The organism is Anaerococcus prevotii DSM 20548 (assembly GCF_000024105.1).
In the GTDB taxonomy this organism is placed as follows: domain Bacteria; phylum Bacillota; class Clostridia; order Tissierellales; family Peptoniphilaceae; genus Anaerococcus; species Anaerococcus prevotii.
This window is the reverse complement of sequence record NC_013171.1, coordinates 664,692-681,220: the sequence shown is the minus strand read 5'-3', so window position 1 is coordinate 681,220 and position 16,529 is coordinate 664,692. Positions and strand designations below refer to the sequence as shown.

The 16,529-nt window shown below is 36.0% G+C and carries 16 protein-coding genes; 3 read left to right on the top strand and 13 right to left on the bottom strand.

Annotated features, from left to right (window positions below; all coding sequences use genetic code 11):
* Window positions 1–211: 211 nt before the first annotated feature.
* From APRE_RS03050 to APRE_RS03040, 3 genes are all read left to right on the top strand, one after another.
* Window positions 212–2,020: an acyltransferase family protein gene (locus APRE_RS03050; protein WP_015777535.1), complete on the top strand. Its 1,809-nt coding sequence runs from the start codon at window positions 212–214 to the stop codon at window positions 2,018–2,020.
* Window positions 2,021–2,217: 197 nt separating this feature from the next.
* A complete protein-coding gene (locus APRE_RS03045; protein WP_015777534.1) occupies window positions 2,218–2,964 on the top strand; it encodes an ECF transporter S component in 747 nt (248 codons plus the stop codon).
* A gap of 1 nt (window position 2,965) precedes the next feature.
* Window positions 2,966–3,739 carry a type III pantothenate kinase gene (locus APRE_RS03040; RefSeq protein ID WP_015777533.1) on the top strand — a complete coding sequence of 258 codons (774 nt, stop codon included), beginning with the start codon at window positions 2,966–2,968 and terminating at the stop codon, window positions 3,737–3,739.
* Between the two features lie 58 nt (window positions 3,740–3,797).
* Here the strand turns inward: APRE_RS03040 and APRE_RS03035 are convergent, their stop codons facing one another.
* From APRE_RS03035 to APRE_RS02980, 13 genes are all read right to left on the bottom strand, one after another.
* Complete coding sequence (locus APRE_RS03035) at window positions 3,798–4,073, bottom strand: DUF1294 domain-containing protein (protein ID WP_015777532.1); 276 nt, start codon at window positions 4,071–4,073, stop codon at window positions 3,798–3,800.
* A gap of 13 nt (window positions 4,074–4,086) precedes the next feature.
* On the bottom strand, window positions 4,087–5,100 hold the full coding sequence (gene yiaK, locus APRE_RS03030) for a 3-dehydro-L-gulonate 2-dehydrogenase (protein WP_015777531.1): 1,014 nt from the start codon (window positions 5,098–5,100) through the stop codon (window positions 4,087–4,089).
* Entirely contained in the window at window positions 5,097–5,720 is a 624-nt protein-coding gene (locus tag APRE_RS03025; protein ID WP_015777530.1) for a hypothetical protein, read from the bottom strand. Before APRE_RS03025 ends, yiaK begins: the two co-directional genes overlap by 4 nt.
* Entirely contained in the window at window positions 5,720–7,846 is a 2,127-nt protein-coding gene (locus APRE_RS03020; protein ID WP_015777529.1) for a hydantoinase/oxoprolinase family protein, read from the bottom strand. The genes APRE_RS03025 and APRE_RS03020 overlap by 1 nt, the downstream gene beginning before the upstream one ends.
* Window positions 7,847–7,854: 8 nt before the next feature.
* Window positions 7,855–9,159, bottom strand: a complete 1,305-nt coding sequence (locus APRE_RS03015) for a gluconate:proton symporter (protein WP_015777528.1) — start codon at window positions 9,157–9,159, stop codon at window positions 7,855–7,857.
* 144 nt (window positions 9,160–9,303) lie between these two features.
* On the bottom strand, window positions 9,304–9,624 hold the full coding sequence (locus APRE_RS03010; RefSeq protein ID WP_041449681.1) for a hypothetical protein: 321 nt from the start codon (window positions 9,622–9,624) through the stop codon (window positions 9,304–9,306).
* Window positions 9,625–9,685: 61 nt separating this feature from the next.
* Window positions 9,686–10,408, bottom strand: a complete 723-nt coding sequence (locus tag APRE_RS03005) for a hypothetical protein (protein ID WP_015777527.1) — start codon at window positions 10,406–10,408, stop codon at window positions 9,686–9,688.
* 138 nt (window positions 10,409–10,546) lie between these two features.
* Complete coding sequence (locus APRE_RS09400) at window positions 10,547–11,833, bottom strand: CAMP factor family pore-forming toxin (protein WP_015777526.1); 1,287 nt, start codon at window positions 11,831–11,833, stop codon at window positions 10,547–10,549.
* 207 nt (window positions 11,834–12,040) lie between these two features.
* Entirely contained in the window at window positions 12,041–12,196 is a 156-nt protein-coding gene (locus tag APRE_RS09695) for a hypothetical protein (RefSeq protein WP_015777525.1), read from the bottom strand.
* Window positions 12,197–12,279: 83 nt separating this feature from the next.
* Window positions 12,280–13,194 (bottom strand): helix-turn-helix domain-containing protein, encoded by a 915-nt coding sequence (locus APRE_RS02995; protein WP_015777524.1) that lies wholly within the window; start codon window positions 13,192–13,194, stop codon window positions 12,280–12,282.
* 144 nt (window positions 13,195–13,338) lie between these two features.
* The gene (locus tag APRE_RS02990; protein WP_015777523.1) at window positions 13,339–14,268 is read right to left on the bottom strand and encodes a serine hydrolase; all 930 of its coding nucleotides are present in this window, start codon (window positions 14,266–14,268) and stop codon (window positions 13,339–13,341) included.
* Entirely contained in the window at window positions 14,265–15,383 is a 1,119-nt protein-coding gene (gene mnmA, locus APRE_RS02985) for a tRNA 2-thiouridine(34) synthase MnmA (RefSeq protein ID WP_015777522.1), read from the bottom strand. The genes APRE_RS02990 and mnmA overlap by 4 nt, the downstream gene beginning before the upstream one ends.
* Complete coding sequence (locus APRE_RS02980; protein ID WP_015777521.1) at window positions 15,380–16,447, bottom strand: cysteine desulfurase family protein; 1,068 nt, start codon at window positions 16,445–16,447, stop codon at window positions 15,380–15,382. Before APRE_RS02980 ends, mnmA begins: the two co-directional genes overlap by 4 nt.
* Between the last annotated feature and the right edge of the window lie 82 nt (window positions 16,448–16,529).

Genomic DNA, 16,529 nt, shown 5'->3' with positions numbered 1-16,529 from the left:
TCACTAGTTCCGGTCAAGAGATTTCCACCAGCCATCTCCTCTCTGTCTGCCTTTCCTAACTACTAGGGCCTTTCTTCGCATTATTCAATTAGTAATATTATACAATAAAGATTTAATTTCTCAACACCTCAACTTTAGGATTTTATTTTTAATCTTAATGTAAATTTAACTACTTTGTGCTATAATTATTAAGTTAAGAATGGAGTTAGTAATGAAAAAAAATTTGTATAATGTAACAATGCTTAAGGCCCTAAGCCTTATTGCTGTTTCAATCTATCATCTTCTAAGCCATAGGCTTTCTGGAGGCTTTCTTGGTGTGATTATTTTTATGATCATATCAGGATTTTTCCTTGAAAGAGCATCTGTTAAGTCTTCCAGTGAAGTTGATATCAGAGTCTATCTTAAAAAAATAAAAGCACGAATCCTAAAGATAATGTCTCCCATCTGGACTATAGTGGCAATATCTCTCTTATTTGCCCTAGTCTTTTCTAGAGAAATCTTCGATGACAGTATCCAAAGCTCTCTTTCTACAATTTTCGCAGTAGAAAATATCAGGGCTATTGTTAAGGGGATTTCCTACTTCGATAGGAGCGGCAACTTCAACCTCTTTACCCATTTGTGGTACATCTCTGTCTATATCCAGGTCGTGATAATTTATTATTTGATAGATTATTTAATAAATAAGTTTGACCTTGGGGGAAAAAGGCTTGGGATTTTTGCTAGTCTAACTTTAATTTCTACTATGATTAGCTACTATCTTTCCTTCACCAAGGCCCCTATAATAAGGATCTACTATGGGACAGATACTAGAATCTCAGCATTTTTTATTGGAGTTTGTGCGAATATCCTCTATAGGGAAAATAAAAATAAGATAAAGGGCATAGACCATAAGAAGCTAGCAAGAATTTTATTAATTCCAATCGTCCTTCCCTTTTTCTTCATCAACGGGAAAAGCCTTTGGATCTATAGGACATTTTTCCTTGCCTATGAGCTAATAGTAGCTTTGTTTTTGGTCTTAATCTACGATTTGGAAATAAAAAATCACATAGCCTACAGGAAGCAGAGACCTTTCTATAAGTTTATGATTTGGCTAGGCGATAGGTCCTATTACTACTATTTGTGGCAGTATATAATCCAAGTATTTTTCACTTACTTTCTAAGGACCAGGATAGAAAATAGGATTTTATTTTATGGCTTGGAGCTTATAGTCCTTGTCCTTATTTCAGAGATTTCCTATCAATTTCTCATGTCTAATAAGAAGTTTAGAAGTAAGAAGCTTATAGGAAGTCTAGTTCTGATTATAATGTTAAATATTGTATCATTTGCTATAGGAAATAAAAAGCAGGAAGAAATGGATAAGTTTAAGCAAAACTTCTCGCAAAATGAAGCAGAAATCAAAAAGAGAAATGAAGATGCAAAAAAGATTAAATCAAAAGCTAGTTCTGGGAAAAATACCAGCAAGGAAAAGGAAAATCTAAACTTTAAGGAAAAAGCCTATGATGATTTCAATTTTACAGACAAGGAGCTTTCCTTCCTTAAGGGAATTTCCATAACTGCAGTTGGAGATTCTGTCCTTATGAATGTCGATTCCTACCTAAGAGACTACGTCCCAAATCTATATCTTGATGGCGAAGTCGGCAGGGATATGCCTGAAGGTCCTGAAAGGCTTCTTGCAATCAAAAACGATATTGGCTTAAATGACATAATCCTAGTTGGTCTCGGATCAAATGGATCGGCGAATGATTCAGATATGGAAGCTATTATGGACATAGCTGACGGCCGAGATGTATATTTTGTAAATACCAGCCATCTTGAATCCTATATGGATCAGGTAAATAAAAATATCAAAGCCTTCACCGACAGCCACGATAAGGCCCACCTTGTAGACTGGCGATCTTTCGTAAAAGATAGGGATGATCTTCTAGCTGTAGACAGGGTTCATCCAAATGTCGAAGGAAGTACCGACTACGCAGAATTAATATTGAGGAAGATATTAAATGTAAATAAGATTGAATCCTAGAGCAAAATATTAATATTTTGCTCTTTTTTTTCTCTTCGCTCTTTACTTTAGAGAAAAACATAGTTATAATCTTAGTAGTCTTTAATCTCTTCTAGATTTCACAATTGGAGATACTAGAAAATTGATTGAGCGAAGAATGTTTCTAGCATCAGCGATGCAAATGAACGGTATCTATATGAACCGTATCGGAGGTAATTATGAACAAAAAATCAATCAGCAGTAGAAAGCTTGTGACAGCGGCAATGCTTGGTGCAATCACCATAGTCCTTAGCCTAACTCCACTCGGTCTAATTCCTTTAGGATTTATCAATGCAACAACCATGCACATTCCAGTAATTATTGGAGCAATTGCAGAAGGACCTATTGTAGGGGCCCTAGTCGGACTAATATTCGGCGTTTCGTCTTTACTAAATGCCTTACTAAGAAATCCTAGTCCAGTTTCTTTTGTCTTCTACAATCCTTTAATATCTGTTCTTCCAAGAGTTCTAATTGGAATTACTAGCTACTATGCTTACAAGGCTTGTCAAAATATAGGAGATAAAAAGCTTAAGAATCTTTCCAAAATTTTATGGATTGCAATATCTATAGGACTTATCTACCTACTCTATAAGAATATTACTGAAGGAAAATCCCTTCTAAATATTATTTTCGTAATAATTCTTCTAGCTGTAGTTATCGGCCTATTTATGTATTCTAGAAAATCTAAGAAAGATTTCCCAATAGCAATTGGTGCTTTCGTAGGTTCTATGACCAATACCATCCTAGTTCTTGGCGGAATCTACTTAATCTATGCCGAAAGCTATGTCAAAACCCTTGGCTTACCAATGGATAGCGCAAGGTCAGCCATACTCGGAGTTACAATTACAAGTGGTATACCAGAGGCCATTCTTTCTGTTATACTTTCAACAGCAGTAATTAAGGCCCTCAAATCAACAAGGAGATAAGATGCTTTTAGTTATTGATATAGAAAATAGAAATACGGACTTTGGAGTTTTTGATAAGGGAAAGCTTACGGCAAACTTTAATCTATCTAGTATAAAGGATAGGTCAGCAAGTGAACTTTTTCTTATAATCAAATATCTTTTGCTAGACGAAGGAATAAAGCTTTCTGATATATCTGATATTATAATTTCTTCAGTCGTCCCAGAACTTGATAGGACCTATATGGATATTGCCTATAAGATTTCTAATAAAAAACCTTACTATGTATCTGCAGGCCTTAAGACAGGTATTAATATCAAATACGACAATCCCAAAGACGTAGGAAGCGATAGGATTATAAGAGCAGTAGGAAGTAAAAATAGGTCCGATAAAAACCTTATAATAGTCCAGGCGTCCACAATAACCACTATAGACTATATCAATAATAAAAAAGAATTTCTTGGAGGAGTGATAATGCCAGGCATAGACCTCTTCCAAGAAGCCCTAGTAAGGGAAAGTGCCAAGCTTCCCCAAGTTGAAATTGTAAAAGTTGAAAAAATCCTGGGTAAGTCTACAACCAAGGCCATGCAAAATGGCATATATTATTCCTACAAAAAGTCTGTAGAAGCAATTATTGGTGAAATAATAGATCAAAATAAACTTGATAAGGATAATACTGAGATAATTACAAGTGGAGAATATGCTGGTTTTATAGAATACAAGGACTTAAAGATAAAGGCTCTCCCAAACTTGGGTCTTTTGGGACTTAAAGATATATACGAACTAAATGCAAAATGACGAGGAAATAAATCAACTCTCCTCGTCTTTTAAATTTGATAATTATAAAATTTTCTTATTATCCAACAAATTTAACCTTATAAATTAGAAATCCTAGCTGCAAGAAGAAGATTATAGGAAGGGCAATCATAAAGTTCTTGTGACGGGTCTTATGTCTTATTAACTTCATTGTAATATACATAGAAACTGCCCCACCCAGAGCCCCTATTAGTAAGAGGACATTTTCTCTTATACGATTTTTCCTAAATTTCTTGCTTGCTATCTTATCATAAATTGTAAGACTTACTCCAAGTATGTTAATAGCTAGTAGATAAATTAAAACTTCTCTTTTCATAAGATTAATTTCACTACATCTCTCCTAGACTTTCCACCTTTTTAAATATCTTATCATCAATCTCTATTCCTTCCCTTAGGCCCTTTTCTTTTCTCGTGTAAAGACCTAGGCCCGGATATCTTGGACTTAACCCTGGATTTGTAGGGTGGGCTGATTTTACTCTTTCTTTAATCTTTCTTATGGTCTTCTCGTTTTCCTCTTTAGTAGAGAAAGCTTCTGGATTCATAGCTATAAAAATCTGTGAGCAAGATGTGCAGTTAAACCCATCCCTGTCATCCATATCATAGGTTGACAAGCCATTTGATAGAAGGGCTGCCATGGTATCGAGACATATGCCAAGACCTGACCCCTTCCAGTAACCTACCGGCAAGAGATTCTGGCTTTCTTCTATCAGTTTTGGATCATCTGTAAGATTTCCTCCCTTGTCGAAGCCACCAGGGTATGGAAGCTTTTCTCCCTTAAGTCTTGTTGTTTCAAGTTTCCCGTAGGAGTAAAGAGATATGGCCATATCAAGACAAATATTTCCACTTTCTGATGGTATAGATATTCCTATAGGGTTGTTGCCGAGACTTATTTCATCCGATCCCCAAACAGGCATAAGCGATTCAGTGTTGGTCCAGCACATGCCAATCATCCCCTTATCTGCTATATTTTCGCTATAGGCTCCTCCCCTCATCCAATGAGTTGTATTTCTTAAAGTTACCATGCCTATTCCATGCTCTTTGGCTAGCTCTGCCGCCCTATCACTTGCCTTAAGTGCATTGATTACACCAAATCCTAGATTTCCCTCGTAGTTTTCGACAGAGCCAAAGCTCTTAACAAGCTCCATTTCAGCATTAATATCAACCAAGCCCTTATTTATAAAATCAATCAGTCTCGGTATCCTATTTAGCCCATGAGAGTTAACTCCCTTTAGGGTAGATTCGGCGTGGACTTTTGCCATAAGTTCTGATTTTTCTTCGCTAACCCCACTGGCTTTGAGGGCGTTTTTTATAGTATTTTTTAATTTGTCATAAGTAACTTTCATTTTACATCCTTGTATATTTTTCTATATAATATCTCTTCCTTATCATATGCCTTTGCCAGAAGATAATTTATTATAAGAGGGTTAAACTCCAAAGCTAGGAAGCTTTTCGCAAAGGCCATAGCTCCTATTTCTGAAGAAGCTTTAAGCTTAACTTTCTTTGTAATAAAGCCCATCTTCTTATAAGTAATGTATACCCTATCAGTAGGAAGCTTATCGTCTTGTTCGATCTTATGGTATAGCTCATGAGCGAGGATTATATCTTCTACCTTTATCCCTTCAAAAATAGAAAAGTTATTTAGACTTGCCATATCTTCGATTTTTCTGATATTTTCAGTTTTGAAAATTATTTTATTATCTTCAAAGTAAGCTAGCTCATAGTAGCCAAATTCGCTTTTGTCTTCTTTATATTTTATTTCCAAATCATAAAAGTCTCTAAGCCCATCTATATCAGAAAAGATATCCTTCTTAGCTTCTCCTACCCTTCGTCCTATCTCTAAACTTTCTTTGATTATTTCTTCCTTATCTTGTATTTTTTCATAAAACAGATCTTCTCTTAGGATATATTGGGCAAAAGTTTCATCTGATAAGGAAATAAGCTCCGCTAGTTTTCTATCTTCCATTATAGGTCGTTTTTGGCTCCTATTACTATAACTTCTTCGTTACCTTCTCTTAGGGAAAGCTCTGAATCGATTAGCATGTTGAGCTGATCAATGCTGGTAAGTCCTTCGAAGTCAACGATCTTTCCTCCAAGGCATAGGTAGATATCTGGGTTTAGTTTGATATCTGACTTAAATACTGCAAGGTCCTTCCACATATTAGCTACTACAGTTCTTACTCCACCTGCAGTAGTTTTAATCGCCTTAGCATCTGCCCTCTGAAGCTTGATAAAGCCCTTTTTATCTACAGCGCGAAGCTCGGTCTTGCCAGCTTTTTTTGCTGTAAATATATTGAAGTTTTCGTTTGAGACAGGATTTTCTACTTCATCTTCTCTTACTAGAAGGCTATCTGCGGCAAGCTTTCTCGCTTCATCCTTTGTTACCTTCTTAGTTAAATCTTGACTTGCTATTTCAGTTGAACCTGTTGCAATTGCCCTAACCTTGGATGTTTGTTGGTCGATTTCGATTTGAATTTCGACTGATTCTGGACTAGATCCTGATTTTATAACTTGATCGGTAGCCTCCGCCCTTAACCTCATAATATCTTCCCTTGTTGGTTGAGGAATAACCCTTTCTACTACATCTCTGACCATAGCAAGAGCCACCCCAATAGAAGATATTATCTCTGCCTTATCGGCAAGCTTATATGGTACGTCTAGTTTCTTTGCAGCAAATGGCAAGAGGACCTTGGCTCCTCCACCACCTCCGACTATGGTAGTTTGAGATTGTTCTACCTTGTACTTATCCATTAGGTCTAGGATTACTTCGTTGGTGGTATTTGCAGCATCATCAAGTACTGCCCTAGCAGCTTCTTCCATAGTCATTCCCAGGAACTCTCCCAAAAGCTTAAAGCAGATTTGGGCACTTTCTGGATTGCCATAAGAATAATCTCCTTCTTCTATTATGCCCAGGGCATTGGCCGCACAGGTTGTAGTTAAAGCGTAATCCTTACCCCCTGCTCTTACTACTATATAATCTTTTGGGTCGCCTTCTTTTGGAGAAATTTGGATGATTTCTGCATTTTCAAATCCCTTTGGATCGGTAAAGACAACATAAGGAAGGTTTGCGATATGGCAGGACCTTGGTCCTACTTTTATAATTTTGCCCCCTCCTGCCCTTATCATGGATCCACCAGCAACTCCAACCGTGTGAACATCCATGGAGTTAACCATAGTTCTTTGGCCACCAACTACAGCATAATCAATCATAGGTCTTCCGTTTTTGATAACTCCAATATCTGTTGTAGTTCCACCAACCTCAAAGAATATTCCGTTAGATACCTTAAGATACATCAAAGCACCCACAGTTGAAGCAGCTGGACCAGAGAGCATGGTGAGAACCGGTCTATTTCTCATCTCTTCTATATCCATTACTCCCCCGTCTCCTCTCATGATCATTAAAGGAGCGCTGATACCTGCTTTTTTAACAGCTGACTCGGTAGAATCTGCTGTAGCAATCATCTTTGGTAGGATTGATCCATTTATTACGGCAGTCCTTGTCCTTCTTGATAGGCCGTATAGCTTGGAGATTTCTGAAGCTGCACAGACTTCAATCCCCTTATCCTTACCCATTTCTTTGATTAAGAGCTCCTCTTTGTTTCCATCTACTCCAAAGGTCTTAGATACAGCTATTACTCCACAGCCACTTTTTATCAATTCATCTACAATACTTGCTACATTTTCTTCTGTGAAGTCTTTCCTATTTATGAATCTATATTCTGTTTGAATCTTTCTCTTGCCAGAATCATCAAGCTCTATGTCTTTGATATGACCTTGGATTTTGGATAAAAATCCTACAAAGCCACCATTAGCTATACCTATTATTCCAACCTTAGCCACATCTCCTTCCACTAGGGCGTTGGTTGCTTGTGTCGTAGAGTGAGCAATAAAAGTAACCTCATCTGCTGAAATATTATTTTCTGTAAGGCACTTGTTAAATGATTCAATAACTCCCTGACTTACACCGAGCTCGTGGTCGTGAGTTGTAGGGATAATCCCCATACCTACTATATCGTATGTGGCATTGTCAATAGCAACAGCCTTGGTATTTGTACCACCTACATCTATACCTACTCTAATTTGTCTTTTCATACTTCCTCCTAACTACCAAAAAATACAAAAACTAAGAACAAGTTGATAGCTGTTATAATCCATGCCCAAACTAAACCTGTCTTCATAAAGTCCTTAACGCTTACTTTAGAGTAGTTAAGTGCCCACAAGTTCCATGATTGGGTAGGACAAGCCGCAAGGTTCATAGCTATAGTTGGTACATACATAAGTGTAAATAGAAATGGTGTCGAATAAGAACCAAGTGCATTTAATACTCCAACTGTAGCAGCTCCTGCCCCAAAGATTGTAAGAGGTCCCCTAAACAAACCAAGTGGAGCCATAATCATAAAGGCGATTGTCAAACCCAGGGTAGTCTTTGGCAAAATATCTCCTAGGATTGGATCAAAAAACGGTGCCGCTACTCCAGAAATTTTGTTAAACATAGGAAGAATAAACAAGAATCCCAATAGACCTGCTACATCTATTACACCATCGTAAAAGGTAGAAGATATAACCCTACTAGCTTCTGACCAGTTTTTGCCTATTTTGCCGCAAACTATTAGAGCGAAGACAGATCCAACTATAAAGGCAGGAATGCTTGCCCAAGAAAATACTATAGATAAAAATGTAGGAATGATTGGAGTAATTAGGGCAATCGTTGGCACCTTATCCATCTCACTTTCCTCATTTAAGTCAATATCCCAAGCCTTTTTTCTTCTTCTTTTCTTAGAAAAAATCTTCATATGAGTAAATAGCATAATAGCTACGATAAGAAGGTGAACTGCCATAGCAGCAAAGGCCCATCTTATGTATTCTTGAGAGAAAGTCATATCCTCAAAAATCGCTTGCATCTGTGAAAATAAAACTGGGTTAAGATACATACCACTTGCTACAGACATCAGATAACTTGTTACGGCCAAACGTTTTGGCACTCCCAAAGATAAAAGAATTGGTAGGACTATAACTCCTATCGCAACAACTGCCCCAGCGCCAAAAGTTGCTGTAAAAATAACTCCAGTAACTAGGGAAAGAAGAATAGTAACTATAAGTGGATCGTCTCCTCCTAGTTCAGTAACAGATTTGATTAGTTTTGAAGCAATTCCAGTATCAACTAGGATCTTACCAAACCAAGAACCAAAAATAACATTAACGGCAGTCGCTCCCCAAGATTCTGGTCCACCTTGTAAGATATCCTTCATGCCGTCAGACCAGCTGATCTTTCCGCCTAAAATACTAAGTCCAAGCCAAGCTACAGCCATAACAAAAAAACCTGTCATAAGGTTTCCACCCTTAGCAGCATAGATGGCAAGGCCTATATAGGTTATGATTAAGATTATACCTATAAATAAGTCCATAAATTTCCTCCAATATAATATTTGTAATCGCTTACACATTCATTATAGACAATAAGCTCAAGAAAGTCAACATTTTAACAAGAAAAAAAACTAATCTAAGCAAACATTTGCTTTGATTAGTCTTCTGTAGGGAGTGATTTTATTTTATATCATATGTTTTAGTAAATAGTCTCTATCATAATCTACTAGCATAGAGATTGGTATGTCGAGGACTGTCTTTGTCCCATAAGCCTTGTCCTTATATAACTTATAGACAGCCTTACCATAGGCTAGGGCTACTGCTGCAGTAAAATCTGGATTTCTATCGAGGTCTAGGATAAACTCCATCCTTGCTCTTTGATCTTTTGCATTCTCTCCTTCTCTTATGACCCTTCCCCCATGAGGCATGCCCTTGTGGTTTTTGTCTAAGTCTTCTTGGCTAATGAATTTTACCCTAGTCTCATAGCCTTCGAAGTAGTCAGGCATGGCTTTATTATAAATACAAAAAGGATAGGCCCTAGATTCATAGTCTATGCCTATCCTTATTTTATTTCTTCTTACTTATTTTTAGACCTAGAATTGACATAGAAAGGGCTGATAAGCTTAGAAGATCCGGGCTTATTCCTGTCTTAGGATTTTTATCTGCCTTCGTATCTACCTTATTTTTATCGCTTTCTTCATTTGATTTCCCTTTATCTTTCTCTAGCTTTTTTACTTCATAGATCTTATTAAATTGGGCAGGATATGAGTTCATAACTACATCATTATGGCTAATCTCATACCTATCCCCTATGCTTAGATCCTTTTCAAAGTATTTCTTGGAAATAGTGTACAATTCTCCTTCAGATCCTTCTTTTTCAATTGTAAGAGCTTCTTCATTTATTTCCTTAACTATAAATTTTTCTGAAACCTTATCTCCATCCCCTAAGTCATCGACTTCTTCTATTTTATAAATTTCGGAAAATTGGCCAGGGTCTGACATTAAGATGTTTCCATCACTAGTAATATTTACCTCTTTACCTATCTTAAGATCGATATCCTTAAATTCTTTCTTAGGGACTGAAACTAAATCTGAATCATCTCCCTTTTTGTTAAGTATTACAGAATCATCATTTATTTCTTTTATTACGTAAGTTTCTCTTACCGCGTCTTTTACATTTTCCTTGATTTCTGTCTTTTCCGTACCTGACTTTGCTGCAAGGCTAGGATTGATATTTGCCATAGCCATGGCGAGTATTAAGCTTGTAATTATAATTTTCTTTTTTTTCATAAGAATCTCCTTTTATTTTATAATAACAAAAATTCTATTAAATTTGTATAAATTTTATAAAAATAGAAAACCTCCTTCATAGCTTTTTACTAATCTGGAGGTTAAAATTATACTATGGCTGAATTTTAGGGGAGGTTATTATTCAGCTATTTCTTCTAAGATTTCTTCAAGGCCTTCTTCGTCTATTTCGCCTTCTTCTGTCTTTTCTTCTTTATCATCTTCTTCTGCCTTATCTTCATCTTCTACTTTTTCTTCAGCAGGAGTATCTTTTTCGCTTGCTTCTTCATCTGAATGTTCGTCAGAATCTTCTTCTGGAAGCTCTTCGTCCACTTTTTCTTCAGGAATATTCTCTTCAGTCTCTTCTTCACTAGGAATTTCTTCTTCTACTGGCTCTTCCACTAGTAAATTTGTCTTAGCTTTTTCGATTGCATTAAGTAATTCTTCATCAGCTGCATTTGCTTCTTTTACAGTTGTTCTAGCATTTCTAAAGATTCTATTGGCATCAGCAATTGCTCTATTTAATTCTCTAATTACAGAAGAATCTACCTTACCCTTTAGTTCAAAATCACGGACCTTCTTAGCATCTTCTATATCTTTACCAAGAGCTGCCTTATCTTTAGCACTTGCAGTTTTATCCTCGTCTGGAATTGAAGCTAATGCTTCTGATATTTTTGCATTTAATTCATCCGTTGCTTCTTGTACTTGACCTACAGTAGCTTGATTATTTCTTCTAACATTTACAGCACTTTTGATTGCGGAATCTACATCAGCGAGGGCTACAGAATCTAGTTTGTATCTCAATTCTCTATTTCTAACTTCTCTCGCATTTGCAATAGCTCTGTCTAGTTTTTCTAGTGTGTAATGGGTTCTTTTTGAATCTTCTGTTAGTTTTGGTACTTGTCTTGCCTTCTCTAAAGAATTGAGTAAATCTTCGCTTGCCTTATTCAAGCCGTCAGCGTTTTCGAATATATCAGTTGCTTTTAGAAGAGCCCTTGTTACAGAAAATCCTATTATTACGTGAGCTTGTTGCTCGCTATCTACTAACTCAGTTGCATCTGCAGTGATTGTTTCAGCTACGTTTATTAGGAGGTTAATTCTTGGGATAACTTTTTCTCTTAATTGTCCCGCTCCGATAAAACCATTTTTAACAATCTTGCTTACAAAATCATAAGCATTCTTCAAAGATTTTAGCCAGTCTAGTTGGTTACCTGCAAGGCCACCTGCTATATTTTCAAGACCTTTAATCAAATCACCTAGGTAATCTAATTTATCAATTGCTTGATTTTTTTCATTTCCTTCTTCTGCTGCATACGCTACGCTTGAAAGCTTTAAATCATCCTTTGCAATTGATCCTAGGCAAGGCACAACTGTGTTTGATAATAATGCTACTGACAATGTTGCTGCTAATAGTTGACTTTTCTTCATAGATAACTCCTTTAAATGTGTATTATTTTATAATTTCTTTTAATTGCTTGAAATTTCTTTAAGTCCTATAGAAAATTTCTAAGATACGACTTAATTTAAGGAGATAATTCTTATCTCTAGATTTAAGCTTAGGACTCATAGCTTATGTAAAATACAAGTCAGAGTCCCTATATTTTTTAATCAATTATGACATATCTTTGTGCTAAATTAAATTAATGAAACGTCCTCTTTGACAAAAAACATGTCTATGATAATATCGTCTGGATCTAAATCAATTCCAGCTACTTGTTTACCCCTATTAATATTTGAACTTAGAGATAATGTTAGTAAAAATACAAATAATATAGCTTTCTTGAGTTTCATAATCCCACCTCCTTGTTGTCTATATAATACCATGGTCATTTTATAAAATAAATACACACTTTAGTGGATGATTATTAAATATATTATCTATAATTTAAAAGTAAGTTATCTATTTGCTTTTCAATTCTTTCTGCTAATACTTTTTCTGAAAATATGTTAGTCAAAGCTAAGCAGTAGTTAAAGCTAAGCTTTGCTTCTTCCAATTGGTTAAGACTTAGATGGTTTACTCCTTTCAAATAATAAACCATATTTAGATACGGAACTTCCTTTAGCTTTTTGGCCTTACTTACAGCTGTATTACACAAGTCCAAAGACTCTATGATTTTACCCGCCCTATAGTAATATACGCCTACATTATAAGAAAAGAGGAAGTACTCTTCTAGGGAAGATTTAAGATACTTACTTATTTCTAAGTTTATATCTTCATAAAGTTGATAATTGCCAAACTTTTGTTCTGCTAAGGACAAGGCTAAAAGAATCCTTAGAGAGAAATTATCATACTTATAGTTTTTAAATCTATTAATGGTAAAACGATTTTCTAATGAAATAAGTGCTTGTTCGAATTCTACTAAACTAGATCCTACTGTCCTTGTTGACTTAAGATCTAAAATTCCATTAAAATAGTGTTTTGTCGCATGAAACTCTCTTTCAAAGTCCAAATTTGACTTTATTTTTATATCATTGAGATTAGAAATCAAAAGTCTCGCTTTTTCAATTGATGAATTATTTAAGTGATAATTGATTTCCCTTCTAAAAGATAAGAGATTGTTATATTCGAAGCCACTAGAATTTATGATATCTTCAATCTCAATTCCCAAACAATTACATATAGGTATAAGTGTAGAAAGCCTAGGGTCGTTTTCTCCTTTTTCTATTCGACGGATAGTCTCCTCGGATACATAGACCTTTTCTGATATTTCCTTTCTACTGATACCCTTTGCTTCCCTAATTTTCCTCAAATCGGGACCAATAAATTTATAATCATCCTTTAAAATCATATATCTAATCCATCCCCTAAGATCATGTTTGTTACATAATATAAATATACACTATCAAAATACCAATAGTTTTGCCTCCAATATAGCTATCTTATAGCAGGCTTAGCTTTGTTGATGCTCTAAGATAATTAAATTTTCTCTTATCTATTTCTCGAACCTATAAAAGGCTTCTGTAACTCTCTCACCCATATTTCTAAGTACTTTTAATTCATTTGCATTGTCATAGTATTTGTTTGTTTTCATAGCAACAGCCAAGGCAAATCTAGTAGATCCTACATCTATAATAGCCACATCTAATTCTTGTCCCCTATCTGGATTTTCTCCAGACTTATTAATTCCGCTAGCATAAGAAGGTAAGTTTGCAAGCAATTTACTTGACTTAGTATTTGTATTAGTCATTGCTTGTTTTATTTTTTCTGCGTTAATTGCACTTATAAGCTTAGGATCATTTAACTCCTCCATAGCTATTATTAGATCAGAAACATCTACCATATTCTCCTTGCCGGAATGTGCTAATTTCCTATTTAAAGAAGTCCTATTTAATCCAGTAAGTTTTGCTATCGTCTTATTTACTGTAGAAAAACCTCCAAGGACATCAATAACCCTATTTGTAGCGTAATTATCAGATCTATTAAGCATTAAATGTATATCATTACTTAGGGAATCTGTCTCATTTATAGATCCCCTTTCAATATTTTCATAGGCACTGATAGCGATAAAAACCTTGATAGTTGATGCTGAAGGCAGAGACTCACTAGTATTTCTAAAATCAAGGTCAACATCGCTATCTCCTTCAAGGGTTTTAACAGCGACTTGATAAGACCCGTCTACCTTATCCATTTCTTCGCTAATAATATTTGATATTTCTTCATTTAGCTTATCATTTTTTTCTTCTTCCTCTAGACTATCAGCTTCCTCTGTATCTTCATTAAGATCTTCCACATTTTCTTTATCGTATTCCTCAAATATAATGTCTAGGTCGTAATCATCATAATAAACAACATCAGAAGCATAGGACCTAGCTATTCCTGTAGCTAATATCGACAAAGCAAAAGCTAGTAAGTATTTCTTCAAATTATTAGACCTATACCAATAATTTTTTTTCCATCATTATAGACCTCATCTATTATGGCAGATCCAATACAAACTTCTCCTTGGTAGAAGACAGCTGCCTGGCCTGGTGTTACTGCCTTAGTTCTATCGTAAGTCACTTCTACCTTACCATCTTCCAGGACTTTTACATGGGCCTTGATGTCGGCTTGTCTATATCTAAACTTGGCTGTGCAGTCGAACTCTTTTGGAATTTTTTTCTCGGTGAAGGTCGAAAACTCGCTAGCATATAGCTTATTTGAGAAAAGAAGGGGATTGTTTTTTCCTTGGCAGACTATGAGTTCATTTTTCTTTAAGTCCTTACCGCAAACAAACCAAGCCTCTCCTTCTCCCCCTATTCCAAGACCTCTTCTTTGCCCTATGGTGTGAAACATCAATCCATCATGCTTACCAAGGACATTTCCATCAGTATCTACTATATCTCCTGCTTGAGCTGGTAGGTAGTTTGATAGGAATTCATTGAAGTCTCTTTCTCCTATAAAGCAAATTCCTGTAGAATCTTTCTTATCGGCTGTAGCAAGCTTGTATTTGTGGGCAATTTCCCTTACCTCACTTTTTTGAAGCTCTCCAACTGGGAATAGGACGTCTTTGATTTGCTCTTGGGAAAGCTGACTTAGGAAGTATGTCTGATCCTTATTGGAATCTAGGCCTCTAAGCATGACTGTTTCATCTCCTGACCTATCCACTCTCGCATAATGACCAGTTGCCACATAATCTGCTCCCAAGGACTTAGCAAAGTCTAAAAAGGCCTTAAACTTAATCTCCTTGTTGCACATTATATCTGGGTTTGGAGTCCTACCCTTCTTGTATTCATCAAGAAAATAGGTAAAGACCCTGTCGTAATACTCTTTCTCAAAGTTTATTGAATAATAAGGAATGCCTATTTGATTACATACTGCTACTGCATCTTCGTAGTCGACTTCAGCTGTACAGACTCCATTTTCGTCTGTATCATCCCAGTTTTTCATGAAAATACCTACTACATCGTAGCCTTCTTCCTTTAATAATAAGGCTGCTACAGAAGAATCCACTCCCCCGCTTACTCCTACTACTACTTTTGTATCTTTTTTCTCTTTCACTTAATCACCTCTCTTAAAACTTCCATTAGATAATCTATATCAGAAAGTTCATTCTTAAAGCCAAAGGAAAATCTAACCGAATGAAGGGCTCTGTCCTCATCATATATATTTGTTATAACCCTACTTGGCTCAAGCGCTCCCGCTCTACAGGCTGATCCTGCTGACGCACAAACGCCCTTGATATCTAGATATGTCAATAGAAAATCCGATTTAAATTCTGGAAAATAAATATTTATTATATGATCTGTTGACTTATCTATGCTGCCATTTACTTCGTAGCTAATCCCTGTAGATGAAAGCTCTTTTAGGAAATAATTTTTAATCCTTTCTATCTTTTCTCTTTCTTCTATTGTTTTATCAAAGGCCTGGCCCATAGAGTAGGCCCCCATGACAAAGGAAGTCCCTGCTCTTCTATTTTTTTCCTGCTCGCCTCCCTTGATAAAGGCCTCTAGGTCATTTCTTAAATACAAAATCCCAAAGCCATTTAATCCTCCGACCTTATGACCTGATAGGGAAAGTGAGTCACAGGATATTTCGTCTACATCTATATCGACATGGCCATAGGCTTGGACAGCATCTACGTGAAAGTGGATATCTCTTTCTTTAAGATAAGCTCCAATCTCCTTAACTGGCTCAATTGTTCCAAGCTCGTTATTTACATACATGGCTATGACAAGTTTGGTTTCTGGACTTATTTTACTCTTCAAGTCATCTAGACTTACCAGGCCTTCCTTGTTAGCCTCAAGATAGGTCACCTTCTCTCCTGCCAGAGTATTTAGGATAGAATCGTGTTCTATATTTGTTGAGATAATCCCCTTTCCCCTAAAGGCATTGATAACAGTATTATTAGATTCGCTCGCTCCTGAAGTAAATATTACTCTTTTAGGGTCTGCTCCAATGGATTTTGCAATCTTTCCCCTAGCTTCTTCTAGGATTTTCTTAGCCTTTCTTCCTAAGCCATGTGTTGAGTCCGGATTGGCGTCGAAGGAATCAAAATCATCCATTATCTCTTCTATTATTTCTTTTCTTTTTAAGCTTGTAGCTGCATAGTCTAAATAAATCATATTACCACCTATTTTCTAAATATACTTTAAATCGGCTATATTTAAAGCATGCAAAGAAAAAACCCTCATCAATTGAGGGATT

Excerpts from the sequence above, each read along its gene's own strand:
- APRE_RS03050 (WP_015777535.1), top strand. The coding sequence starts at position 212 with ATGAAAAAAAATTTGTATAATGTAACAATGCTTAAGGCCCTAAGCCTT.
- APRE_RS03045 (WP_015777534.1), top strand. The coding sequence starts at position 2,218 with ATGAACAAAAAATCAATCAGCAGTAGAAAGCTTGTGACAGCGGCAATG.
- APRE_RS03040 (WP_015777533.1), top strand. The coding sequence starts at position 2,966 with ATGCTTTTAGTTATTGATATAGAAAATAGAAATACGGACTTTGGAGTT.
- APRE_RS03035 (WP_015777532.1), bottom strand. The coding sequence starts at position 4,073 with ATGAAAAGAGAAGTTTTAATTTATCTACTAGCTATTAACATACTTGGA.
- yiaK (WP_015777531.1), bottom strand. The coding sequence starts at position 5,100 with ATGAAAGTTACTTATGACAAATTAAAAAATACTATAAAAAACGCCCTC.
- APRE_RS03025 (WP_015777530.1), bottom strand. The coding sequence starts at position 5,720 with ATGGAAGATAGAAAACTAGCGGAGCTTATTTCCTTATCAGATGAAACT.
- APRE_RS03020 (WP_015777529.1), bottom strand. The coding sequence starts at position 7,846 with ATGAAAAGACAAATTAGAGTAGGTATAGATGTAGGTGGTACAAATACC.
- APRE_RS03015 (WP_015777528.1), bottom strand. The coding sequence starts at position 9,159 with ATGGACTTATTTATAGGTATAATCTTAATCATAACCTATATAGGCCTT.
- APRE_RS03010 (WP_041449681.1), bottom strand. The coding sequence starts at position 9,624 with ATGCCTGACTACTTCGAAGGCTATGAGACTAGGGTAAAATTCATTAGC.
- APRE_RS03005 (WP_015777527.1), bottom strand. The coding sequence starts at position 10,408 with ATGAAAAAAAAGAAAATTATAATTACAAGCTTAATACTCGCCATGGCT.
- APRE_RS09400 (WP_015777526.1), bottom strand. The coding sequence starts at position 11,833 with ATGAAGAAAAGTCAACTATTAGCAGCAACATTGTCAGTAGCATTATTA.
- APRE_RS09695 (WP_015777525.1), bottom strand. The coding sequence starts at position 12,196 with ATGAAACTCAAGAAAGCTATATTATTTGTATTTTTACTAACATTATCT.
- APRE_RS02995 (WP_015777524.1), bottom strand. The coding sequence starts at position 13,194 with ATGATTTTAAAGGATGATTATAAATTTATTGGTCCCGATTTGAGGAAA.
- APRE_RS02980 (WP_015777521.1), bottom strand. The coding sequence starts at position 16,447 with ATGATTTATTTAGACTATGCAGCTACAAGCTTAAAAAGAAAAGAAATA.